17 protein-coding genes and 2 tRNA genes are annotated in these 21,675 nt (G+C 73.3%); 11 read left to right on the forward strand and 8 right to left on the reverse strand.

Annotated features, from left to right (window positions below; all coding sequences use genetic code 11):
- Nucleotides 1-61: 61 nt before the first annotated feature.
- From ilvC to CK505_RS16935, 4 genes are all read right to left on the reverse strand, one after another.
- Nucleotides 62-1,087 (reverse strand): ketol-acid reductoisomerase, encoded by a 1,026-nt coding sequence (gene ilvC / locus CK505_RS16920; RefSeq protein ID WP_095651804.1) that lies wholly within the window; start codon nucleotides 1,085-1,087, stop codon nucleotides 62-64.
- A 103-nt stretch (nucleotides 1,088-1,190) separates the two neighbouring features.
- A complete protein-coding gene (ilvN, locus tag CK505_RS16925) occupies nucleotides 1,191-1,700 on the reverse strand; it encodes an acetolactate synthase small subunit (protein ID WP_017833218.1) in 510 nt (169 codons plus the stop codon).
- A gap of 3 nt (nucleotides 1,701-1,703) precedes the next feature.
- Nucleotides 1,704-3,596, reverse strand: coding sequence for an acetolactate synthase large subunit (locus CK505_RS16930; RefSeq protein WP_095651805.1), 1,893 nt, complete (start codon nucleotides 3,594-3,596; stop codon nucleotides 1,704-1,706).
- A gap of 287 nt (nucleotides 3,597-3,883) precedes the next feature.
- Nucleotides 3,884-4,891, reverse strand: a complete 1,008-nt coding sequence (locus tag CK505_RS16935) for an NAD(P)-dependent oxidoreductase (protein WP_369680094.1) — start codon at nucleotides 4,889-4,891, stop codon at nucleotides 3,884-3,886.
- 166 nt (nucleotides 4,892-5,057) lie between these two features.
- On the opposite strand from CK505_RS16935, the gene CK505_RS16940 reads away from it, so the two are divergent.
- Nucleotides 5,058-5,133, forward strand: a tRNA-Lys gene (locus CK505_RS16940).
- A 219-nt stretch (nucleotides 5,134-5,352) separates the two neighbouring features.
- Here CK505_RS16940 and CK505_RS16945 read toward each other — a convergent pair.
- Nucleotides 5,353-5,889, reverse strand: coding sequence for a MarR family winged helix-turn-helix transcriptional regulator (locus tag CK505_RS16945; RefSeq protein ID WP_095651807.1), 537 nt, complete (start codon nucleotides 5,887-5,889; stop codon nucleotides 5,353-5,355).
- A 228-nt stretch (nucleotides 5,890-6,117) separates the two neighbouring features.
- On the opposite strand from CK505_RS16945, the gene bcp reads away from it, so the two are divergent.
- From bcp to CK505_RS16975, 6 genes are all read left to right on the forward strand, one after another.
- Nucleotides 6,118-6,591 (forward strand): thioredoxin-dependent thiol peroxidase, encoded by a 474-nt coding sequence (gene bcp, locus CK505_RS16950; protein ID WP_095651808.1) that lies wholly within the window; start codon nucleotides 6,118-6,120, stop codon nucleotides 6,589-6,591.
- A 36-nt stretch (nucleotides 6,592-6,627) separates the two neighbouring features.
- Nucleotides 6,628-6,711, forward strand: a tRNA-Leu gene (locus CK505_RS16955).
- A gap of 78 nt (nucleotides 6,712-6,789) precedes the next feature.
- Nucleotides 6,790-8,397, forward strand: a complete 1,608-nt coding sequence (locus tag CK505_RS16960; RefSeq protein ID WP_095651809.1) for an ABC transporter substrate-binding protein — start codon at nucleotides 6,790-6,792, stop codon at nucleotides 8,395-8,397.
- Nucleotides 8,398-8,509: 112 nt separating this feature from the next.
- Nucleotides 8,510-9,994, forward strand: coding sequence for a malate:quinone oxidoreductase (locus CK505_RS16965; protein ID WP_031282915.1), 1,485 nt, complete (start codon nucleotides 8,510-8,512; stop codon nucleotides 9,992-9,994).
- A 210-nt stretch (nucleotides 9,995-10,204) separates the two neighbouring features.
- Nucleotides 10,205-13,402, forward strand: a complete 3,198-nt coding sequence (locus tag CK505_RS16970) for an efflux RND transporter permease subunit (protein ID WP_095651810.1) — start codon at nucleotides 10,205-10,207, stop codon at nucleotides 13,400-13,402.
- 232 nt (nucleotides 13,403-13,634) lie between these two features.
- Nucleotides 13,635-14,093 carry a MarR family winged helix-turn-helix transcriptional regulator gene (locus CK505_RS16975; RefSeq protein WP_031282916.1) on the forward strand — a complete coding sequence of 153 codons (459 nt, stop codon included), beginning with the start codon at nucleotides 13,635-13,637 and terminating at the stop codon, nucleotides 14,091-14,093.
- Nucleotides 14,094-14,099: 6 nt separating this feature from the next.
- On the opposite strand, the gene CK505_RS16980 is transcribed toward CK505_RS16975, so the two are convergent.
- A complete protein-coding gene (locus CK505_RS16980) occupies nucleotides 14,100-14,924 on the reverse strand; it encodes a transglutaminase family protein (protein ID WP_095651811.1) in 825 nt (274 codons plus the stop codon).
- 171 nt (nucleotides 14,925-15,095) lie between these two features.
- Between CK505_RS16980 and CK505_RS16985 the strand changes: the two genes are divergently transcribed.
- The 3 genes from CK505_RS16985 (at nucleotide 15,096) to CK505_RS16995 (ending at nucleotide 18,222) form a co-directional block, all read left to right on the forward strand.
- Nucleotides 15,096-16,211 (forward strand): YihY/virulence factor BrkB family protein, encoded by a 1,116-nt coding sequence (locus CK505_RS16985; RefSeq protein WP_095651812.1) that lies wholly within the window; start codon nucleotides 15,096-15,098, stop codon nucleotides 16,209-16,211.
- 176 nt (nucleotides 16,212-16,387) lie between these two features.
- A complete protein-coding gene (locus tag CK505_RS16990) occupies nucleotides 16,388-17,485 on the forward strand; it encodes an S-(hydroxymethyl)mycothiol dehydrogenase (protein ID WP_017833230.1) in 1,098 nt (365 codons plus the stop codon).
- Nucleotides 17,482-18,222 (forward strand): MBL fold metallo-hydrolase, encoded by a 741-nt coding sequence (locus CK505_RS16995; protein ID WP_017833231.1) that lies wholly within the window; start codon nucleotides 17,482-17,484, stop codon nucleotides 18,220-18,222. The genes CK505_RS16990 and CK505_RS16995 overlap by 4 nt, the downstream gene beginning before the upstream one ends.
- Before the next feature lie 92 nt (nucleotides 18,223-18,314).
- Here CK505_RS16995 and CK505_RS17000 read toward each other — a convergent pair whose 3' ends face one another.
- A complete protein-coding gene (locus CK505_RS17000; protein ID WP_095651813.1) occupies nucleotides 18,315-19,622 on the reverse strand; it encodes a hypothetical protein in 1,308 nt (435 codons plus the stop codon).
- A gap of 139 nt (nucleotides 19,623-19,761) precedes the next feature.
- Nucleotides 19,762-20,694: an aquaporin gene (locus CK505_RS17005; RefSeq protein ID WP_017833233.1), complete on the reverse strand. Its 933-nt coding sequence runs from the start codon at nucleotides 20,692-20,694 to the stop codon at nucleotides 19,762-19,764.
- Between the two features lie 141 nt (nucleotides 20,695-20,835).
- Here CK505_RS17005 and CK505_RS17010 point away from each other — a divergent pair.
- Nucleotides 20,836-21,675: ADP-ribosylglycohydrolase family protein (locus tag CK505_RS17010; RefSeq protein WP_141246859.1), on the forward strand; the 840-nt coding region annotated here is incomplete at its 3' end.

The raw sequence follows: 21,675 nt of genomic DNA on the forward strand, positions 1-21,675 counted from the left end.
CCGGACGCGGCCCCTCGGCCGGTGCCCCCGCGCCGCGCGCGGCGGTGGGGGCGGGTGCGGATCAGCGGGCCGCGGTGCCCTCGACGTAGTCGGCGTCCGGCGAGGTCCACGCGAAGAGCTTGCGCAGCTCCCGGCCGATGACCTCGATCGGGTGGGACTCCTCCTTCTCGCGCAGCTTCTTGAACTCGGCGCCCCCGTTGTCCTGGTCCTCGATGAAGCGCTTGGCGAAGGTGCCGTCCTGGATGTCGGCCAGCACGGCCTTCATGTTCTCCTTGACCGTGGGGCTGATCACCCGGGGGCCGGAGACGTAGTCGCCGTACTCGGCGGTGTCCGAGATGGACCAGCGCTGCTTGGCGATGCCGCCCTCGACCATGAGGTCCACGATGAGCTTGAGCTCGTGCAGGACCTCGAAGTAGGCGATCTCCGGCTGGTAGCCGGCCTCGGTCAGGGTCTCGAAGCCGTACTGGACCAGGTGGGACATGCCGCCGCACAGGACCGCCTGCTCGCCGAAGAGGTCGGACTCGGTCTCCTCGGTGAAGGTGGTCTTGATGACGCCCGCGCGGGTGCCGCCGATGCCCTTGGCGTAGGACAGGCCCAGCTCGAGGGCCTTGCCGGAGGCGTCCTTCTCCACGGCCACGAGGGCGGGCACGGCGCGGCCTGCCTCGAACTCGCGGCGCACGGTGTGGCCCGGGCCCTTCGGGGCGACCATGACGACGTCGACGCCCGCGGGGGCCTCGATGTAGCCGTAGCGGATGTTGAACCCGTGGGCGAAGAAGATGGCGTCGCCCTGCTCCAGGTTCGGGGCGATCGACTCGGCGTAGACGTGGCGCTGGACCTGGTCCGGCGTCAGGATCATGATGACGTCGGCTTCCTTGACGGCGTCCGCGACGGTGAGCACCCGCAGGCCCTCGGCCTCGGCCTTGGCCCGGGAGCGCGAGCCCTCGGCGAGGCCGATGCGCACGTCCACGCCGGAGTCGCGCAGGTTCAGCGCGTGGGCGTGGCCCTGCGAGCCGTAGCCGATGACGGCCACGGAGCGGTCCTGGATGATCGAGAGGTCGGCGTCGTCGTCGTAGAAGATCTCTGCCATGGGATTGTCTCCTTGAAGCATGGGTGGGCGCGGCGGGGGCACCGCCGCGAGGTGGTAGGGGTGTCTGTGGGCCGGCGCCCGCGTCCACCGCCGCCCGGGGGCGTCAGTGGCGCAGGGCGCGGTCGCTCATCGACTTGGGACCACGTCCGAGGGCCAGCGTACCGGCCCGGACGATCTCCCGGACGCCGAAGGGCTCCAGGATGTCCAGCAGCGCCCGGAGCTTCTCCGGGGCGCCGGTGGCCTCGATGACGAGCGACTCGGTGGAGACGTCGACAACGGTGGCCCGGAACAGGTCCGCGGCTTGGGTGACCTGCAGACGCGTCGCGGCGTCGGCGCGGACCTTGACCATGATGTGGTCGCGCTGCACCGACGAGTCGGGGGTGAGCTCGACGATCTTGATCACGTTGATGAGCTTGTTCAGCTGCTTGGTGACCTGTTCGAGCAGCTCGCCCTCGGCGTCCACCACCACGGTGATGCGGGAGACGCCGTCGAGCTCCGTGGGTCCCACGGCGAGCGAGTCGATGTTGAAGGCGCGGCGCGCGAACAGTCCGGCCACCCGGGTCAGCACGCCCGGCTTGTCCTCGACCAGCACGGAGAGGGTGTGTCGGCTCATGGGTCAGTCCTCCTCGTCCCAGTCGGGGGTCATGTTGCGGGCGATCTGGATCTGGTCGTTGGACACGCCGGTGGGCACCATCGGCCACACCATCGCGTCGGCGGAGACCACGAAGTCGATCACCACGGGGCGGTCGTTGATCTCGAGGGCCTGCCGGATGACGTCGTCCACGTCCTCGTCCCGGGTGCAGCGCAGGGCGGCGCACCCGTAGGCGTCGGCGAGCTTGACGAAGTCCGGCACCATGATGCTGTCGTGGCCCGTGTTCAGGTCGGTGTTGGAGTACCGGCCGTCGTAGAACAGGGTCTGCCACTGGCGCACCATGCCCAGCGAGGAGTTGTTGATCACCGCCACCTTGATCGGGATCTTGTTGATCGTGCAGGTGGCGAGCTCCTGGTTGGTCATCTGGAAGCAGCCGTCGCCGTCGATCGCCCAGACCACGCGGTCGGGCTGGGAGACCTTGGCGCCCATCGCGGCGGGCACGGCGAAGCCCATGGTCCCCAGTCCGGCCGAGTTCAGCCACTGCCGGGGCCGCTCGTACCGGACGAAGTGGGAGCTCCACATCTGGTGCTGGCCCACGCCGGAGACGTAGACGGCCTCCGGGCCGGTCAGGGCGGAGATCCGCTCGATGACGTGCTGCGGCGAGCCCAGCCCGTCCGCCGGCTTGGGGTAGCCCAGCGGGTAGGTGGCCTGCAGGCTGCTGAGCGCGGTCCACCACGAGGAGAGGTCGGGGCTGCCGCTGCGCTCGAACTCCTGGCGCACGGCGGTCACGAGGTCCGGCAGGATCTCCTTGACGTCGCCCACGATCGGGACGTCGGCGGTGCGGTTCTTGGAGATCTCGGCGGGGTCGATGTCCGCGTGGATGATCTTGGCCGTGGGGGCGAAGGTCTCCAGGTGGCCGGTGACGCGGTCGTCGAAGCGGGCGCCGAGGGTCACCAGCAGGTCGGCCTGCTGCATCGAGTACACCGCCGGGACGGTGCCGTGCATCCCTGGCATCCCCAGGTTCTGCTCGTGGGAGTCCGGGAACACGCCCCGGGCGGTCAACGTGGTCACCACGGGGGCGCCGGTCAGCTCGGCCAGCTCCATGAGCTCGGCGGCCGCGTCGGCGCGCACCGTCCCGCCGCCCACGTAGAGCACGGGCCGCTGGGCCGCCGCGATGAGCTTGGCGGCCTCCCGGATCTGCTTGGCGTGCCCGCGCGTCACGGGCCGGTAGCCGGGCAGGTCCATCCGGGGCGGCCAGGAGAACGTCATGGTGTCCTGCTGGGCGTCCTTGGCGATGTCCACGAGCACCGGTCCCGGGCGCCCGGTCGAGGCCAGGTGGAACGCCTCGGCGAGCACCCGCGGGATGTCCTCGGCGTGCGTCACCAGGTAGGAGTGCTTGGTGACCGGCATCGTCATCCCCACGATGTCCGCCTCCTGGAAGGCGTCGGAGCCGATCACCTTGGACGAGACCTGCCCGGTGATCGCGACCATGGGGATGGAGTCCATGTGCGCGTCGGCGAGGGCGGTGACGAGGTTCGTGGCGCCGGGGCCGGAGGTCGCGATGCAGACGCCCACGCGGCCCGAGGCGAGGGCGTAGCCCTCGGCGGCGTGGCCGGCGCCCTGCTCGTGGCGGACCAGGATGTGGTTGATCCGGTCCGAGTCCAGGAGCGGGTCGTAGGTCGGCAGGATCGCGCCGCCCGGGAGGCCGAAGACGTCGGTGACGCCGAGCTCCTCCAGCGCCCGGATGACGGCCTGGGAGCCGGTCATCTCCGTGGGGGCCACCGTGCTGCCCGGGCCCATGACGGACGGGACGGCGGGGACGGACTTCTCCGGGGCCCCCGGGGGCCGGTGGTCAGCGGCGGTCTCCGCGCGCTTGGTGGCCATCAGCGCTGGGCTGATCGGCTGTCCCTTGCTCATGTCACTGTCCTTCTGGTCTGGCCTTCTGGGCTGGTGCTGCTGTTCCGGCTCGACTGTCGCTCCGCCGTGGGAGCCGGGCAAGAAAAAAGGCCCTCGCGGCACCGGGAGGTGCGACAGGGCCCGTGCGCTCGACCGGTCGTCGGCTCAGGCCCCGCGTCCGACGAGGACGCGTACCGTGAGCTGGACGACACCGTGGCTGAGTTGCATGCTCCCATGCTCTGCCGCCCGGCCGAGCGTGTCAATCTTCGGACTCCGTGTCCCACGATGTGAGACACGGCACGTCCGGATCACTCCTCCGCGTCCGCCGGGACGTCCAGCCGCCCCTCCTGCTGCAGGAACAGGGGCCGCTCCCCCGCGGCGATGCGCTCGAGCTGGGTCCGCAGCAGCCGCCGCACGCGCGGCTTGTAGGACGTGCAGGAACCACCGGTGTGCGGGGTGAGGATCGCCCCGGGGGCACGGAACAGCGGGTGGTCGCCGGGGAAGGGCTCGGGCTCGACGACGTCGAGGGCGCAGCGGAGCCGCCCGGACACGACCTCCGCGGTCAGCGCGGGGGTGTCGACCACCCGGCCGCGGCCCACGTTGACCACCAGGGCGTCGTCGGGCAGCAGGGACAGCACGCGGGCGTCGACGAGGCCGTCGGTCGCCGGGCTCGCGGGGAGGGCCACCACGAGCACGTCGGCGTCGGGCAGCAGGGCCGGCAGCTCGTCGATGGCGTGCACGGGGCCGCGCTCGTCGGTCCGGGCCCGGGAGGCCACCCTCGTGACCTCGACCTCGAAGGGGAGCAGCCGGTCGACCACGGCGGAGCCGATCTCGCCCACGCCCAGCACCAGGACGCGGCTGTCGGCCAGTGTCCGGGTCTCGAAGCGGCGCCAGATCCCGTCGCGCTGCTGCAGGACGGCGCGGTCGAGCTCCCGCTGGGCGGCGATCATCAGCCCCAGGGCCAGCTCGGCGGTCCCGGCGGCGTGCACCCAGCCCGCCGTCGAGAGGGCGAGGTCGGGCCCGATGGCCTCCGGCACGCCGTCGAAGCCGGTGCTCTGCAGCTGCACGAGCCGCAGGCGGGTCGCGGCGGGCAGGGCCCCCACCCAGCGGCCGGTGAAGTACGGAGCCACCGCCACGTCGATCTCATCGGCGCGGGCCCCGACCGGGTCCCCGGCCATGTCCCACAGGACGTAGCGGAAGCCCGGGACGCGGGCGCTCAGGTGGTCCACGAGCTCCTGCTCCGGGAGGGAGACCACGCGGAGCTCGGAGAGCGGGACGGACGGGGCGGACGGCGCGGGGGTCTGTGCGGAGGGCATGACGGCCATGCTAGACGCCGCCGCCGTCCGGACGGCGGCGGCGGAATGGACAAGGCGGGACGAGCTGGTAGAGTACTTTCTCGTTGCGAGGCGGGACCCGGCGGAAGCCGGCCGGCGCGATTCGGCCCCGGGCCGGGAGCGTGCTAGTGTTCTTGCCGCACCACCAGCGCCTCTAGCTCAATTGGCAGAGCAATTGACTCTTAATCAATGGGTTCTCGGTTCGAGTCCGAGGGGGCGCACCACAGGAGGACCCCACCGCGGAGCACCGCGGTGGGGTCCTTCGTCGTCCCCGGGGCACGGCGGCCCGCGGGCACGAAAAAACCCGGGGTCGTCGTGCCCCGGGTGCTCCCGCCGGAGGCCGCCGTCCGGCGACCTCGCGCGCCCTCGTGCCGGGGTCGTCCTCGACCCCGTGCCGACCCGCCCCGCGCCCGTCCGTGCCGGGACCGCGGGCCGCGGCCGTCTCAGGACGCGGTGTCCCCCACCGTGCCGGCCTCGGCGATGTCGCGCGACTGCTCGGGCGTGGTCGCGTCGGCGGACCCGGCGTCGGTGACGGTCCCGTCCGGCTGGACCCGCAGCTTCCAGCGGGCGCCGCCGAGCGTGGTGATGATGTCGGCCAGCGTGCGGCGCAGGTTCTCGTCCGTGAGCAGCCCGTGGTCCACCAGCTCGTCCTCGAGCTGGGTGGCGGCCTCGAGGATGCGCAGGCCCTCCGGGGTGATCGACACGAGGTGGCTGCGGCGGTCGTGGACGTTCTTGGACCGGTTGACGTGGCCGTGCAGCTCGAGCCGGTGCAGCGTCTTGCCCATGGTCTGGGCCTGCACCCGGACGCGGTGCGCCAGCTGGGCCTGCGTCATGCTCCCCGCCGTCTTCAGCACGTCCAGCGCCATGACGCCCGCGTGGGTCACCCCGAGCGTGGCCAGGCGCTCGTTCCACGCGTGCTCCACGAGCCGGGCCGCGGTGGAGAGCAGTCGGTTGGTCGGCCATTGAGTGGTGAAAGGCATGCAAAGCAGTCTACCGACCTGCACCACGGAATACAGCACCATGCTAAGCAAACTGACGAGCATTTCTTCGCGGGCGGATCCGCGGCGGTCCTCAGCGCTCCCCCGGGACCGCCGGGACCACCGGGACGAGCGCCGGTAGTGTTCGTGGTCCGGGGCCGTCCCGCGGCACCCGACCCTCGCCCGGGCCCGGCCCGGACGGCACCACCGACCCGACGGAGGAACATCCCCATGGCAGCACGTCTCGAACCCGGCAGCCCGGCCCCCGACTTCTCCCTGCCCGACGCCCAGGGCCGGACCGTCTCCCTCGCCGACCACCGCGGGCGGCGGGTGGTCGTCTACTTCTACCCGAAGGCCTCGACCCCCGGCTGCACCACGCAGGCGTGCGACTTCCGCGACAGCCTGGAGCGCTTCGCCGCGGACGGGTTCGCCGTGCTCGGCATCTCGCCGGACTCCCCGGAGGCCCTCGCGCGGTTCGCCGACGCCGAGTCCCTCACCTTCCCCCTGCTCTCCGACCCGGACCACCGGGTCGCCGAGGCGTACGGCGCCTGGGGCGAGAAGAAGAACTACGGCAAGACCTACGAGGGCCTGGTGCGCTCCACCGTGGTGGTCGGGCCCGAGGGCGAGGTGGAGCTCGCGCAGTACAACGTGCGCGCCGCGGGCCACGTGGCGAAGCTGCGCCGCGACCTCGGCCTGGAGGGCTGAGGCTAGGATGGGCGGGGGCCCCGACGGGCCCCTTCGGCGCGAGTGGTGGAACTGGCAGACACGCAGGATTTAGGTTCCTGTGCCCTGACCGGCGTGCGGGTTCGAGTCCCGCCTCGCGCACCCCGCCGTCCCCGGGCACGCCCCGGGGCCGGCCCACGACGACACCCACGACCGATCCGGTGAGGCGGCGAAGGACCCATGGCGCCCAGGCGAACCCCCCGCACCGCGGCCGCGCTCGCGCTCGTCGCGGGGCTCCTCGCCCTCGGCGGGTGCGCCCCCGCGGGCGAGGGGCCCGGCACCCCCACCGCCGCCCGGTCCGTGCCGAGCGGGGAGTTCGTGTTCGCCAACGCCGCCGCCGCCCCCACCCTGGACCCGGCCACGGTCAACATCCTGGAGACGTCCCGGATCGGGGCCCAGATGCTCGAGGGGCTCGTCTCCGCCGACCCCTCCACGGGCGAGGCGGTGCCGGCCCTGGCGCGGTCGTGGGAGACCTCCGAGGACGGGCTCACCTACACCTTCGACCTCCGCCGGGACGTGCGCTTCCACGACGGCACCGCCCTGGACGCGGCGGCGGTGTGCGCGAACTTCGAGCGCTGGGAGGCCCTCGCCACCGACGGGGCACGGACCCCCTTCGCCACGGTCCTGCGCACCGGCGCCCCCGGCATCGATTCCCTCTACGCGGGGTGCGCCGCGGCGTCGGAGTCCACGGTGGAGCTCTCGCTGACCGCGCCGCACACGCCCCTGCTCCGGGCGCTGACGCAGCCCGCGTTCGGGATCGCGTCCCCCGCGGCCCTGGCGGCCGGCACGCACGAGACGCACCCCGTGGGCACCGGCCCCTTCCGCTACGAGTCGGGGGACGGGACGAACGTGGTGCTGGTCGCGAACCCCGACTACTGGGGCGAGCTCGGGGACATCGGCCGGCTCGAGTTCCGCACGATCGCCGAGCCGGAGCTGCGCTACGTGGCGCTGCGCCTCGGCCAGGTGGACGGCTACGACCAGGTGGGCCTGGACTCCTTCGCCCCGCTCGCGCGCGAGGGCGTGCAGGTCCTCCAGCGCGACCCGTACTCCGTGTCCTACCTCGGCATCAACCAGGACGTGGAGCCCCTGGACGACCCCGAGGTGCGGGAGGCGATCGCCGCCGCCGTGGACCGCGGCGCGATCGTGCGCGAGCACTACCCCGACGGCACCCGGGTGGCGAACCAGTTCCTGCCCGCCCGCTTCGCGATGGACGGGACCGACCTGCAGGTCCCGTCCTACAACCCGCAGCGGGCGCGTGAGCTGCTGGCGGCGTCCTCCTACGCCGGCGAGCCGCTGCGGTTCTACTACCCCCGCGGCACCTCCCGCACCTACATGCAGGAGCCCGAGAAGATCTACGCCGACATCGCGGCCCAGCTCGTGCGGGCGGGGTTCGTGATCGAGCCCGTCCCGGTGGACTGGTCGGACGGCTACGTGCAGCAGGTCCAGGACCCGGAGGGCGACCACGCCCTGCACCTGCTCGGCCTCAACGGCGGCTACCGCGACCCGGACTACTTCACGGCCGCCCTGTTCGGCGCCCCCCGCGGGGAGTTCGGCGTGGACGCCGTGTCACTGTTCGGCGCCGTCAACCGCGCGGCGGCACTACCCGACGGCGAGGACCGCTCGAGCGCGTACGTGTCGATCAACAACCGCGTCTCGCGGCTGCTGCCCGCCGTCCCGCTGGCCCACCCGATCTCCGCGGTCGCCGTCGGGGACTCCGTGACGTCCTTCCCCCTGAGCTCCACCGGCAACGAGGTCTTCAACCGGGTGGACCTCGGCGCCGCGCCGTGAGCACCGGCCCCGGCGCGCGCCCGGCCGCATTCGGGGTTCGTCCGGGCGTGGCGATAGTCTGATCCCGACCATTCACCGGCGCAGCGCCGGGCGTTCAACGGGAGCATCGACTGTGACATCACCTCAGACAACGGAATCGACCGACGTCCTCCTGATCGGCGGAGGCATCATGAGCGCCACCCTCGGCGTGTTCCTCAAGGAGCTCGAGCCGCAGTGGGACATCACGATGCTCGAGCGCCTCGACCAGGTGGGCGCGGAGAGCTCCAACGTCTGGAACAACGCCGGCACCGGCCACTCCGCGCTCTGCGAGCTCAACTACGCGCCCCAGGCCGCCGACGGGTCCGTGAGCCCGGAGAAGTCGCTCGGCATCAACGAGCAGTTCCAGCTCTCCCGCCAGTTCTGGGCCTCTCTCGTGTCGGAGGGCAAGCTGCGCGAGCCCGGCTCCTTCATCAACCCGGTGCCGCACATGTCCCTCGTCTTCGGCGACGCGCACAGCGACTACCTGCGCCGCCGCTGGGAGGCCCTGCAGCCGAACAAGCTCTTCGAGCGCATGGAGTACACCGAGGACCGTGAGAAGATCGCGGAGTGGGCGCCGCTGACCATGCACGGCCGCGGCGCGGGTCGCGTGGCGGCTTCCTGGTCTCCCGAGGGCACCGACGTCGACTTCGGCGAGCTGACCCGGCAGCAGGTCGCCCACCTGCAGGCCCGGGGCGGGGAGGTGCGCTACGGCCAGCAGGTCACGGACCTCGACCGGCAGGGCGACGGCACCTGGGTGGCGAGGGTCAAGAACCGCCTCAACACCGAGGGCGACCGGCTCGTGCGCGCGAAGTTCGTGTTCGTGGGGGCCGGCGGCGGCGCCCTGCCGCTGCTGCAGAAGTCCGGCATCCGGGAGGCCAAGGGCTACGGCGGGTTCCCGGTCTCCGGCCTGTGGCTGCGCAACTCCGACGAGGACGTGGCGGCCCAGCACAACGCCAAGGTCTACGGCCAGGCCTCCGTGGGCGCCCCGCCCATGTCCGTCCCGCACCTGGACACCCGCTACGAGCACGGGCGGCGCGCGCTGCTGTTCGGCCCCTACGGCGGGTTCAAGCCCAACTTCCTGAAGCAGGGGTCCTACCTGGACCTGCCCCTGTCCGTGCGCCCGCACAACCTCTACCCGATGACCCGCGCGGGCCTGGCCAACCTGGATCTCGTGAAGTACCTGCTGAGCGAGCTGGCCAAGTCCAAGGGCCAGCGGGTCGAGGCGCTGCAGCAGTTCTACCCGACCGCCGACGGCTCGCAGTGGGAGCTGATCGAGGCCGGCCAGCGCGTGCAGGTCATGAAGCGGGACAAGCAGAAGGGCGGCGTGCTCCAGTTCGGCACCGAGCTGATCACCGCCGCGGACGGCTCCATCGCCGGCCTGCTGGGAGCCTCCCCCGGCGCGTCCACCGCGGTGCCCATCATGCTCAACCTCCTGGCGAAGTCCTTCCCGGCGCGGATGTCCGGGTGGGAGCCGCGGATCAAGGAGCTCATCCCCTCCTACGGCGTGAAGCTCAACGACAACCCGCAGCTCGCGGACGAGGTCATGGGCCGCACCGCCCAGGTGCTCGGCATCAGCTGACACCGCCCCGACGGGCACCGCGCCGCACGCCGCGGTGCCCGCGCGACGAGGCCCTGGACCGACCGGTCCGGGGCCTCGTCGTCGTCCGGTCCGCCCCGGCCCCCCGGCCCAGCAGGCCCGGGTGACCTGTCGGTACGCGGCGGTACGCTGAGGGGCGTGCGCCCCGGCCCGGCCGGGACGCCCTCGCCCATCCCTCCCCAAGGAGCACGAGTGTTTCTCCTCGCCCGCGCGTCGATGGCCAACCGCGCCCTGATCGTGCTCATCACGCTGTTCGTCGCCCTCTTCGGGGTGCTCAGCATGCGCTCCATGAAGCAGGAGCTCATCCCGTCCCTGGAGATCCCCGCCATCAGCGTGGTCTCGGCGATGCCCGGCGCGTCCGCGGAGGTCGTCGACGAGCAGGTGGGCCGGCCCCTGGAGCGGGCGCTCAACATCGTGGAGGGCCTCGAGAGCTCGGCGTCCACCTCGCGCAGCGGACTGTCCGAGATCCGGCTCGGCTTCGAGTACGGCACCGACCTGGACCGGGCCCGCAACCAGGTGGAGCGGGCGATCTCCAACGTGCGGACCCAGCTGCCCGACGACGTCGAGCCCACCGCGTTCGCCGGCTCCGTCGCCGACTTCCCCATCGTCTTCCTGGCCGTGTCCTCCGACGAGGACCTCAGCCCGCTCGCCGCCGACCTGGAACGGCTCACGGTCCCGGACCTGCAGCGGATCGAGGGCGTGCGCTCCGCCGAGGTCAGCGGCGCCCCCGAGCAGGTCGTCTCGATCCTGCCGGACCGCGCCGACCTCGCCCGGGCGGGCGCCACGCCCGCGGACATCCGCACCGCCCTGGAGGAGAGCGGCGGGCTGGTGCCCGTGGGCACCGTGGACGACGGGGCCACGACCCTGCCCGTCCAGGCCGGCTCCCCGCTCGACTCCCTCGAGGCCGTGGAGAACGTCCCGCTGCCCCTCCCCGAGGACGCGCCCGACGGCGCCGAGCCCACCACGGTGGGCGCCGTGGCCGCCGTGGAGCTCGCCGAGCAGGAGCAGACCTCGATCACCCGCACCAACGGGGCCCCGACGCTCGCCCTGTCCGTCACCAAGACCCCGGACGGGGACACGGTCGGGATCTCCCAGGCGGTCGGCGAGATGATCCCCGAGCTCGAGGAGGACCTCGGCAACGGCGCCGAGATCACGGCGGTCTTCGACCAGGCCCCCTACATCGAGCAGTCGATCGAGGACCTCACGGTCGAGGGTCTCCTGGGGCTCGCGTTCGCCGTGCTCGTGATCCTGGTGTTCCTGGCGTCGCTGCGCTCGACCCTGGTCACCGCGATCTCCATCCCGCTGTCCCTGCTCGCCACGTTCATCGGGATCAACGCCCTGGGCTACTCGCTGAACCTGCTGACCCTCGCGGCCATCACCCTGTCCGTGGGGCGGGTCGTGGACGACTCGATCGTGGTGATCGAGAACATCAAGCGCCACTACGGGACGGTCGACCTGAGCACCGACCCCGCCAACGCGAAGCGCCGGGCCATCCTCACCGCCGTGCGCGAGGTCGCGGGGGCGATCACCGCCTCCACCCTCATCACGGTCGCGGTGTTCGTGCCCATCGCGTTCGTGGGGGACGTGACCGGCGAGCTGTTCCGGCCCTTCGCCCTGACCACGACCATCGCGCTGCTGTCCTCGCTCGTGGTGTCCCTGACCATCGTGCCCGTGCTGGCGTTCTGGTTCCTCCGGGACCCCCGCCTCGCGCGGCGGGCCCGCCGGGCGCCGGCGGGGCGCCCCGCCCCCTGGGCCGACGGCACAGCCGGTCCCCCGCCCGGCGCCGCGGCCGGGACGCCGCCCCGGCTGGCCCAGGGCTACCTGCCGGTCCTGCGCGGCACGCAGCGCCACCCGTGGGCCACCCTCGGGGTGAGCGTCCTGATCCTCGGCGGCACGGCCGCCCTGCTGCCGGTGCTGCCCACCAACCTGCTCGGGGACACCGGGCAGAACACCATGACGATCGAACAGGACCTGCCGCCCGGCACCGCGCTCGCGGTGACCTCCGAGCAGGCGGGCCGCGCCGAGGAGGTGCTCGACTGGACCGAGGGCATCGAGGACGTCCAGGTCACCATGGGCCCCGGCGGCGGCTTCTCCGCGTTCCTGCCCGGCAGCGGCACCAACAGCGCCACGTTCTCCGTGACGACGGACGCCGCGGTCGACCAGGAGCGGCTGCGCCGCACCGTCGGCGAGCGCCTGGACCGGCTGGACGGCGCCGGCGAGTTCTCGGTGCGGGGCGCCCAGGGCTTCACGAGCAACGACGTCGAGATCTCCGTCACCGCCACGGACCAGGCGACGCTGGCGGAGGCCGACGACGCCGTGGTGCGGGCCATGCGGGGGCTCGGCTCCGCCGGGCAGGTCACGAGCAACCTGGCCGCCACCCAGCCCACCGTCGTGGTCACGGTCGACCGGGCGGCCGCCGCCGCCCGCGGCCTGAGCGAGGAGCAGGTCACGGGGGCGCTCGCCGGTACCGTGAACCCCCTCCCCGCCGGGTCCATCGACCTGGACGCCGACTCGGTGGCGGTGACGATCGGCGAGGGCCGCGCCGTCGAGGACCTCGAGGCGCTGCGCGCCCTGCCGGTGCCGGCCGCGGGCGGGACCGTCCGCCTCGACGAGCTGGCCGAGGTCGAGGAGGCGCTCACGGTCGAGACCATCACCTCGAGCAACGACCAGCGCACCGCCACCGTGGCCGTCACCCCGGGCGGCGACGACCTCGGCGCCACGAGCGCGGAGGTCCGGGACGCGCTCGCGGGCCTGGACCTGCCGCAGGGCGCGGCGGCCGAGCTGGGCGGGGCCGCCACGGAGCAGGAGACCACGTTCCGGCAGCTGGGCCTCGCCGTGCTCGCCGCGATCGCGATCGTCTACGTGGTGCTCGTGGCGACCTTCAAGTCCCTCGTCCAGCCGCTGGTCCTGCTGGTCTCGATCCCCTTCGCGGCGACGGGCGCGGTGCTCGCGCTGCTGGCCTCCGGGGTGCCGCTGGGCCTCGCCTCGCTGGTGGGCGTGCTGATGCTCGTGGGCATCGTGGTGACCAACGCGGTCGTGCTGATCGACCTCATCAACCAGTACCGGGGCCGGGAGCACCGCATGGACCTGGAGGAGGCCATCGAGAAGGGGGCGACCCGCCGGCTGCGCCCCATCGTGATGACGGCCCTGGCGACCATCCTGGCGATGACGCCCATGGCGCTGGGGATCACGGGGCAGGGCAGCTTCATCTCCCAGCCGCTGGCGGTCGTGGTGATCGGCGGGCTGATCTCCTCGACCCTGCTGACCCTGGTGCTCGTGCCGGTGCTGTACCGGCTCGTGGAGGCGCGCAAGGAGGCGCGGCTCCGGCGCCGGGAGGAGCGGATCGCGGCGCTGGCCGCGGCCCCGGGGCGCGGCGCCCGCAGAAGGTGACGTGACACTCGTCACCGTGCGCTCTTTCGTGGACGTTTGCTTCTGAAAAAACTCGCGGGCGCACCCCGGTCACTCCCCGTCCGCAGGGTGCAGAAGGTATCATCGCCGCTGGTCACAGGGGGATTCGGTGCTGTGGAGCGGGCGGCGTGCCGGGAGCCCCCGGGAGGCATCCCCCGAAAGGGGGGACACCGGGGCCCGGTGCACCGATGTAACCGGGCCGTAGCATTATCCTGTGACCCGCAGAGAAACAGATCGTGTGCAGAACAGCGCCGACGCCTGGGAGGCCCTCTTCAGGGCCCAGGTGACGGTCATGCGGCGTCTCCAGCGCCAACCCGAGTTCGCGGAGCTCTCCGCCCGCGAGTACGACGTCCTCTTCAACCTCTCCCGCTCCGACGAGGCCGGCATGCGGCTCAACGAGCTCAACGAGTACGTGCTGCTCACCCAGTCGAGTCTCAGCCGGATGCTGGAGCGTCTCGAGCTCAAGGGGCTGGTGCACCGCTGGCAGGACCCGCAGGACCTGCGAGGGCTGCGGATCCGGCTGACCGACCGGGGCCGGCAGATGCAGGTGCAGATCGCCGAGCAGTTCCGGGTGCACGTGCACGAGCTGATGTCCGCGGGCCTGGACCCGGAGGAGCTGCGCATCCTGACCCGGCTCGCCGACCGCCTGCGGGAAGCCGTCAACGAGCTCTGAGCCGCGCTACAGCGGGAGGACGACCCTGGCTCTCGGGTCCTCGCGGCCGGGGACGGAGGACTCCGCGGACACCCGCATCCCGCCCAGCGTGATCTCCCCCTGGAGCGTGGTCATGAACGCCGTCTCGGAGGCGTCGGCGCCCGTGGCGATGCGCACGAACTCCGTGCGCGGGGCGAGCCCGGTGGCGTCGAGGACGTACCAGGCGCCGTCGTGCCAGGCCTCGACCACCGCGTGGAAGTCCATGGGGGACAGTCCGGGCGCGTAGACCGACACGAGCCGCGCCGGCACCCCGAGTCCCCGCAGCAGGGTGATCAGCAGGTGGGCGTAGTCCCGGCACACGCCCTGCCGGGTGAGGAACGTGTGCACCGCGGTGTCGGTGGCCGTCGAGGAGCCGACCACGTAGTCCAGGTGCTCGTGCACCCAGTCCCGCACCCGCTGGAGCGTCTCGTAGCCGCCGCCGCGGGCCCCGGGGAAGAAGGCGTCGGGGGTGCCGGCCATCTCGTCGAAGGGGCAGAACCGGCTGGGCCGGGTGTAGCGGACGAAGTCGACCGGCTCCGCCGGAGGCGGTGACCCCGCCGGGCCGTCCAGCTCCAGGGCATAGGACACCGTGCACTGCGTGCCGCCCGGCACCCGGGCCAGGTGCAGCCGCGTGCCGTGCAGGTCCTCCGCCTCCTCGAGCGCGACCTCGGTCCCGTCCACGCGCAGGCTCAGGTGCTCGCCGGGGCGGGCGCCTCCGCCGGGGCGGGCGGCCGCGAGGGAGAACACCGCCAGGTGGTCGGTCTCCGAGGCGAAGTCGACCTCCGCGGAAACGGTGCGCCGGGTGGTGGGCACGAAGGGCCTCCTGGTCGGGGGGGATGTGCGGCGGACCGGTGGCCCGTCCGCTCCATTGTCGCTCACGGGGGCGATTCATCAGTACACTGATCCACGAGACATCCCCCACACGCCCCGCCGCCGGCCGGAGCCCGCGCGCTGCACCCGGCGGCCGACCGCGAAGGACGCAGCATGGCCCAGGACACCACCCAGGACAGCCGCTCCAAGGAGCGCACCGCACCGGATCCCGAGGATCCCCGCAAGCCGGACAGTCCCACCGAGATCAGCAAGCCCTCGTGGGGCTACGTCGTCAAGCGTGCGATCTCCGAGTTCTCCAAGGACGACTGCACCGACCTCGCCGCGTCATTGACGTACTTCGCGGTGCTCTCCCTCTTCCCCGCGCTGCTCGCCATCGTGTCCCTGCTCGGCGTGTTCGGCCAGGGCGAGGCTACCACCCAGGCGATCCTGGACTTCCTCGACCAGTACGCACCGGCGGCGCTCGTGACCCTCCTCGAGGAGCCCATCAACAACCTCACCACCAGCACGGGCGCCGGGCTCGCCCTCGTCGTCGGCATCGTCGGCGCACTGTGGACCGCCTCCGGCTACACGGGGGCCTTCGGCCGGGCCATGAACCGCATCTACGAGGTCGAGGAGGGACGGCCCATCTGGAAGCTGCGGCCGGTGAACCTCCTCGTCACGCTGATGCTGGTCCTCATCGTGGTCCTCATCATGCTCATGGTGCTGCTCTCCGGCGGCGTCGCCCAGTGGGTGGGCGACCTCGTGGGCCTCGGCGCCACGGCCGTGACGGTGTGGAACATCGCCAAGTGGCCCGTCATCGTGCTCCTCGCCATCGTCCTCATCGCGGTGCTCTACTACTTCACCCCCAATGTCCAGCAGCCCAAGTTCCGCTGGATCAGCATGGGCTCGATCGTCGCCCTGGTCGTGGCGGCCGTGGCCGCGGCGGCGTTCACCTGGTACGTGGTCAACTTCGCGTCCTACAACGCCACCTACGGCATCATCGGCTCCGTCATCGTCCTGCTGCTCGGTCTGTGGATCATCAACAACGTGCTGCTGCTGGGCGCGGAGATCGACGCCGAGGTGGAGCGCGGCCGCCAGCTGCAGGGCGGGATCAAGGCCGAGGAGACCATCCAACTCCCGCCGCGCGACACCCGTCAGGTCGACAAGAAGGACAAGAAGGCGGAGAAGCTCGTGGACCAGGGCCGGAAGCTGCGCCTCGAGCACGAGCACCTCGACTACTCCTCGGACGACTCCGGGAAGGACGCCGACAAGGCCTCCGGCAGGAGCTGACGGCCGACCCCGGCGGCGGACCCGTGGTGCTGATCCACGGGTCCGCCGCTTCGTTCTGCCCGGACCGTGGCCGCCGCGCTCCGGCGCCGCACCGCGCGCCCCCGGCGTCCTTCCCTAGACTGGGGAGCGGTGTTCCGGACCGGAACCGTCACGTCGTCCGCAGGAAGGTCCCACTCATGCACGAGGTCAGAGCCGTCGTCGTCACGGCGAAGAACGCACCAGCCACCCTCGAGACGATCCTCGTCCCGGACCCCGGGCCCGGGGAGGCGCTCGTGGACGTCCTCACCTGCGGGGTCTGCCAGACCGACCTGCACTACAAGGTCGGTGCCGTGGGCGACGACTACCCCTACCTGCTCGGCCACGAGGCCTCCGGCGTGGTCGCCGCGGTCGGCGAGGGCGTCACCGAGGTCGCCGTCGGGGACAAGGTCATCCTCAACTGGCGCGCCGTGTGCGGGGAGTGCCGAGCCTGCCGCAGGGGCGAGCCCTGGTACTGCTTCGCCACCCACAACGCCACCCAGAAGATGACGCTCGCCGACGGCACGGAGCTCTCCCCCGCCCTGGGCATCGGGGCGTTCGCCGAGAAGACCCTGGTCGCGGCCGGTCAGTGCACCAAGATCGAGGGCGAGCTCGAGGACCACCAGTACGCCGCGGTCGGCCTGCTCGGCTGCGGCGTGATGGCCGGCATCGGCGCCGTCCTGAACACCGCGAACGTCCGGCGCGGGGAGTCCGTGGCCGTGATCGGCTGCGGCGGCGTCGGCACCGCGGCGATCGCCGGGGCCCAGCTCGCCGGGGCCACCACGATCATCGCCGTGGACCTCGACGACGAGAAGCTCGCCACGGCGCAGAAGTTCGGCGCCACCCACACGGTGAACTCGAAGGAGCAGGACCCCGTCGCGGCGATCCAGGAGCTCACGGGCGGGCACGGCGCCGACGTCGTGGTCGACGCCGTGGGCGTCGCCGCGACCTTCCAGCAGGCCTTCGAGGCCCGCGATCTCGCCGGACGGCTGGTCCTGGTGGGCGTGCCCGCCCCCGGCACCACGTGGGAGATCCCGCTGGACGAGGTCTTCGGCCGCGGCGGGGCCATCAAGTCCGCCTGGTACGGCGACACCCTGCCGAACCGGGACTTCCCGATGCTCGTGGACCAGTACCGGCTGGGCCGGCTGGACCTCGACGGCTTCGTCACCGAACGGATCGGGATCGAGGACGTCGAGCCCGCCTTCGAGCGGATGACCGCCGGCAAGGTGCTGCGCTCCGTCGTGGAGCTCGGCCGATGAGCGCCGTCGACGGCCACGACGGCGAGGCCCTGCCCGACCGGGAGCGCGCCCACCCCGCCGACCGCGGCGCCGTCCCGGTGCGGCCCGCCGCGGGCGCCGGCCGGGCCCGCATCGACCGGCTGGTCACCTCCGGGACGTTCTCCCTCGACGGCGGGACCTGGGACGTCGAGAACAATGTGTGGATCGTGGGCGACGACGACGAGTGCGTGGTGATCGACCCGGCCCACGACCCCGCCGCGGTGGTGGAGGCCGTCGCCGGGCGCACGGTGACCGCGGTCCTGCTCACCCACGCCCACGACGACCACATCCGCTCCGTCAAGGAGGTGGCCGGGCAGGTGGGCGGGACGATCCACCTGCACCCGGAGGACACGGTGCTGTGGGAGCAGGTCTACCCGAAGACGCCCTTCGACGCGGCGATCGCCGACGGGGACGAGTTCACCGTGGCGGGGACGACCCTCACCGCGCTGCACACCCCGGGCCACTCCCCCGGGTCCGTGTGCTTCTGGGCCCCGGGCCTGGGCGAGGGCGGGGTGCTGTTCTCCGGGGACACCCTGTTCCAGGGCGGTCCCGGCGCCACGGGCCGGTCCTGGTCGGACTTCCCCACGATCGTGGACTCCATCCGCGAGCGGCTGCTGACGCTGCCCGAGTCCACGGAGGTGCTCACCGGCCACGGCGACACCACCACGATCGGCGCCGAGGCCCCGCACCTCAAGGAGTGGATCGACCGGGGCCACTGACCGCGACCCCGGCCACCCGCCGCGGCCTCCGGGCCCGGCGGGTGGCCCGGGGCGGCGGTGCCCCTGCCGGCACTGTCCCGGGCCCGGTGGGCTCAGAGGTCCCCGGGACCGATGCGCCGCCAGCGGTGCACGAAGGTCAGGGCCGTGGCCAGCAGGACCGCCGCGGAGAGCACCGGCACCAGTGCGGCGCTCCGGTAGCCCCAGGACTCCCCCCACCACCCGGACAGGGCGAGCCCCCCGGTCAGCCCCACGCTCATCATCGCGGTCATGACGGTGGTCAGGGCCGTGACCCGGGAGCTCAGGGCCACGAGCCGGGCGATCTCGTAGACCGCCACCAGGCACGGCCCGGTGGTCAGCCCGGCCAGCGCCAGCACGACCACCATCCCCGCGGAGTCGTCCGGGATGGTCAGGAGCATCGCGGCGAGCACGGCCCCGGCGGCCGCCGCCACCCAGCGGTTCCACAGCCGCAGCTCTTCGGTGCGGGCGGACGCGGCCACCGCGGCCAGCGCCGAGGTGAACCCCGAGACCGCGTACAGCCAGCTGACCGAGACCACCGCGTCCACGGCGGTCGCGAAGACGAGGACCGCTCCCAGGGTCGACCCCACGAGGGCCCCCAGCGCCCCCATCCCCAGCACGGGGAGCAGCCGGAGCTGCCGCGCCCGGCGGCGGCGGTTGCGGGCCGCCCGGTTCGGTGCGGCCGCGACGGGCGGCAGGAAGTGGATGAGCCCCCGCGGCAGGCGGGCCGAGCAGTGCAGCAGGAACACGGTGGTGCCCACGAGGGTCAGGGTGGCCGCGAGCACCAGCACGGCCACCGGCCCGAGGGTCACGGCCACGAGCCCGGTCACCGCGGCTGCCAGGACGGTGGCCAGCGAGTCCATGACGCTCTCGTGGCGCAGCGCGGTGTCGAAGAGGTCCTCCCGGGAGTCCCGGCGCAGCAGGGACCACCAGCGCAGCCGGCACGCCACGCCCATCTGCGGCAGCACGAGCCCGGCGAGCAGGCACGGGAGCACCAGCTGGGCGGGGGCCGCCCCGGGGTCGGCGGCGAGGTCCGGGAGCCGGCGCACGAGCCACCACACCACCAGCGGGTTCACGAGGGTGAGCAGCACCAGGCCGAGCTGGCGCCGGCGCCACGAGGCGGCCGCGCCCATGGCCAGCCCGCACACCGCCGAGCCGAACGTCACGGCGGCGGCGCAGAAGGCGCCCAGGGCCGGGGACCCGGAGATCAGCGCCACCGTGGTCAGCACGCCGAGGGGCACCATGGTCTGGGGCAGCCGCACGAGCAGGGTCAGCACGGGGTACAGCGCGCCGCTGACGGCGGCGAGCTCCCGGGAGTCGGCCAGGGGCGAGCGGGCGGCCGTGCTGAAACCCCCGAGGGGCTCGGCGGCGCGCGCACTGCTCACGAGGTACCTCCGCATCCTCCCGACCGCGGCCGGGCACGGACCAGCCTAGCCCCGCCGTCCGGAGGATGACGGAAAGCGTCGGTCCCCCGCGGCGGGCGGAGGATCCGGCGGCCCTGCCGGACCCGGCAGGGCCGCGGGCTCACCGCTCCCGGACCGGCGCGGCGGACGCGGTGGGCGTCGCCTCCGCTGCCGGGGCGTCCTCCTCCGCGGCGGGCGCCCCGGCGCCGCGGCGCGGCCGGGAGAGCGTCGCCGAGCGGTGGACCAGACCGGCCACGAGGCCGCCGAGCAGCGGGGCCACCCAGAACAGCCACAGCTGGCCCAGGTGGCCGGCGCCGGCGACCACGGCGGCGCCGGTTGAGCGGGCGGGGTTCAGCGACCCGCCGTCGAACGGCGCGGTGATCGTGAGCAGGAACGCGAGGGCCGCACCGATGGCCACGGGGGCGAGCACCGCGTTGGCCCGCGGCGCGGTGGAGCCCAGGACCACGAGGGCGAACAGGGCGGTCGCCACGAACTCGACGAGCAGCACGGTGGTCCACCCGGCCTGGGAGGTGGAGTTCTCCCCGAAGCCGTTGGAGACCGCGCCGAGGACCTGCGCGGTGGTCGAGGAGTCGAGCAGGCTGATGAGCACCGCCCACAGCACGCCGGCCGCGGCCAGGGCGCCGAGCACCTGGGCCACCACGTAGCCGATCGCGGCCCGTGCGGGCGTGCGCCCGGCCACGACCGCGGCGAGCGTCACCGCGGGGTTGAAGTGCCCCCCGGAGACGTGCCCGAAGGCGACGATCGCGGCGACCAGGCCGAGACCGAAGCCGAGCGCGGAGTCGATGACCTCGGTGGCGAACATGCCCGTGCCCAGCCCGGCGAAGACCAGCAGCGCCGTCCCTGCGAACTCGGCGGCCCACTGGGCCGGCGCGGACGCGGCCTCCGGGGCGCCGGCGGGCACGGTGTCCTTGCGCGCGGCGACGGGCACGGGCGCCGCGAGGCCCGCCGTGCCGGGGGCGGCGCCGTCGTGGACGGCGCTGTCGGCGCCGTCGGCGCCGGGGCGCGCGGTGGTGCCGGGAACGTGGTGACTCATGGATTTCTCCTCAGGGATCGGGGCGGCACGGTGGGGGTGCCGTGCCGGCGGGGCGCCGGGCGCCCGTGCCATGCAACCACAGTGACCTGAAGGGCGGTTGAACCGCCCCGGGCCGTGTCGGCCGCCGACTACACTGACCGCATGCCCGCACCCCTGCTCTCGCCCGTCGCCGGCCTCGACCCCGCCTGGCCCGAGTACGCCGACTCCGTGCGCGCGGCCCTGCTGGGCGGAGCCCTCGGGGACGCGCTGGGCGGCCGCGCGAGCTCCGGTCCGCGCTCCCGCTCCGCGGCGGCCGGCGCGGACGCCCCCGCCGACGCCGAAGGCAGCGCGGTGCTGCGGATCTCCGACGCCACCCAGCTGACCCTCTACACCCTGGACGCCCTGCAGGAGGTCGTCGAGTGGGCGAACCAGGGCCACGGCGCCGACGAGACCGCGTGCCTGTGGCTGGCCTACCTGCGCTGGCTGGGGACCCAGGGCGAGCGCCACCCGGCCGAGGCGCCGCGGCCCCTGCCCCGCCCGATCGACGAGCACGAGGTCCTGCACGCCGTGCGGGAGCCGGACGGAACGGTGCTGGCGGCCCTCCGCTCCGGCCGGATGGGCGAGGTCGAGCGCCCCCTGCAGCCGGAGGCCAAGGGCGCCGGACCGGTGCTGCGCTCCTCGCCGTTCGGTCTGCTCCCCCACGTCGGCTGGCGCACGCTCGCGCCCCTGGCCATCAACGGCGCCGCCCTGACCCACGGGCACCCCGAGGCGCAGACCGCGGCGGCCGTCCAGGGCTTCGTGGTCCACGCCGCCGTGCGGGCCCGCCGGGAGGGCCTGCCGCGGCCGGTCGCCGCCGCCGTGGCCGCCGCCCGCGAGACCGCCGGGAACCTCACGCGCCCGGTGGCCGAGACCCTCGCCCGGCTCGAGGACGCCGTGCGCGCCGCCATGCGGGAGGACCCCGACCCCGCGGCGCTCGACCGGCTGCTCGGCGAGGGCGGGGCC

The sequence above is a fragment of the Kocuria sp. WN036 genome (assembly GCF_002287015.1).
In the GTDB taxonomy this organism is placed as follows: Bacteria; Actinomycetota; Actinomycetes; order Actinomycetales; family Micrococcaceae; genus Kocuria; species Kocuria rosea.

Excerpts from the sequence above, each read along its gene's own strand:
- ilvC (WP_095651804.1), bottom strand. The coding sequence starts at position 1,087 with ATGGCAGAGATCTTCTACGACGACGACGCCGACCTCTCGATCATCCAG.
- ilvN (WP_017833218.1), bottom strand. The coding sequence starts at position 1,700 with ATGAGCCGACACACCCTCTCCGTGCTGGTCGAGGACAAGCCGGGCGTG.
- CK505_RS16930 (WP_095651805.1), bottom strand. The coding sequence starts at position 3,596 with ATGAGCAAGGGACAGCCGATCAGCCCAGCGCTGATGGCCACCAAGCGC.
- CK505_RS16935 (WP_369680094.1), bottom strand. The coding sequence starts at position 4,891 with ATGCCCTCCGCACAGACCCCCGCGCCGTCCGCCCCGTCCGTCCCGCTC.
- CK505_RS16945 (WP_095651807.1), bottom strand. The coding sequence starts at position 5,889 with ATGCCTTTCACCACTCAATGGCCGACCAACCGACTGCTCTCCACCGCG.
- bcp (WP_095651808.1), top strand. The coding sequence starts at position 6,118 with ATGGCAGCACGTCTCGAACCCGGCAGCCCGGCCCCCGACTTCTCCCTG.
- CK505_RS16960 (WP_095651809.1), top strand. The coding sequence starts at position 6,790 with ATGGCGCCCAGGCGAACCCCCCGCACCGCGGCCGCGCTCGCGCTCGTC.
- CK505_RS16985 (WP_095651812.1), top strand. The coding sequence starts at position 15,096 with ATGGCCCAGGACACCACCCAGGACAGCCGCTCCAAGGAGCGCACCGCA.
- CK505_RS16990 (WP_017833230.1), top strand. The coding sequence starts at position 16,388 with ATGCACGAGGTCAGAGCCGTCGTCGTCACGGCGAAGAACGCACCAGCC.
- CK505_RS16995 (WP_017833231.1), top strand. The coding sequence starts at position 17,482 with ATGAGCGCCGTCGACGGCCACGACGGCGAGGCCCTGCCCGACCGGGAG.
- CK505_RS17005 (WP_017833233.1), bottom strand. The coding sequence starts at position 20,694 with ATGAGTCACCACGTTCCCGGCACCACCGCGCGCCCCGGCGCCGACGGC.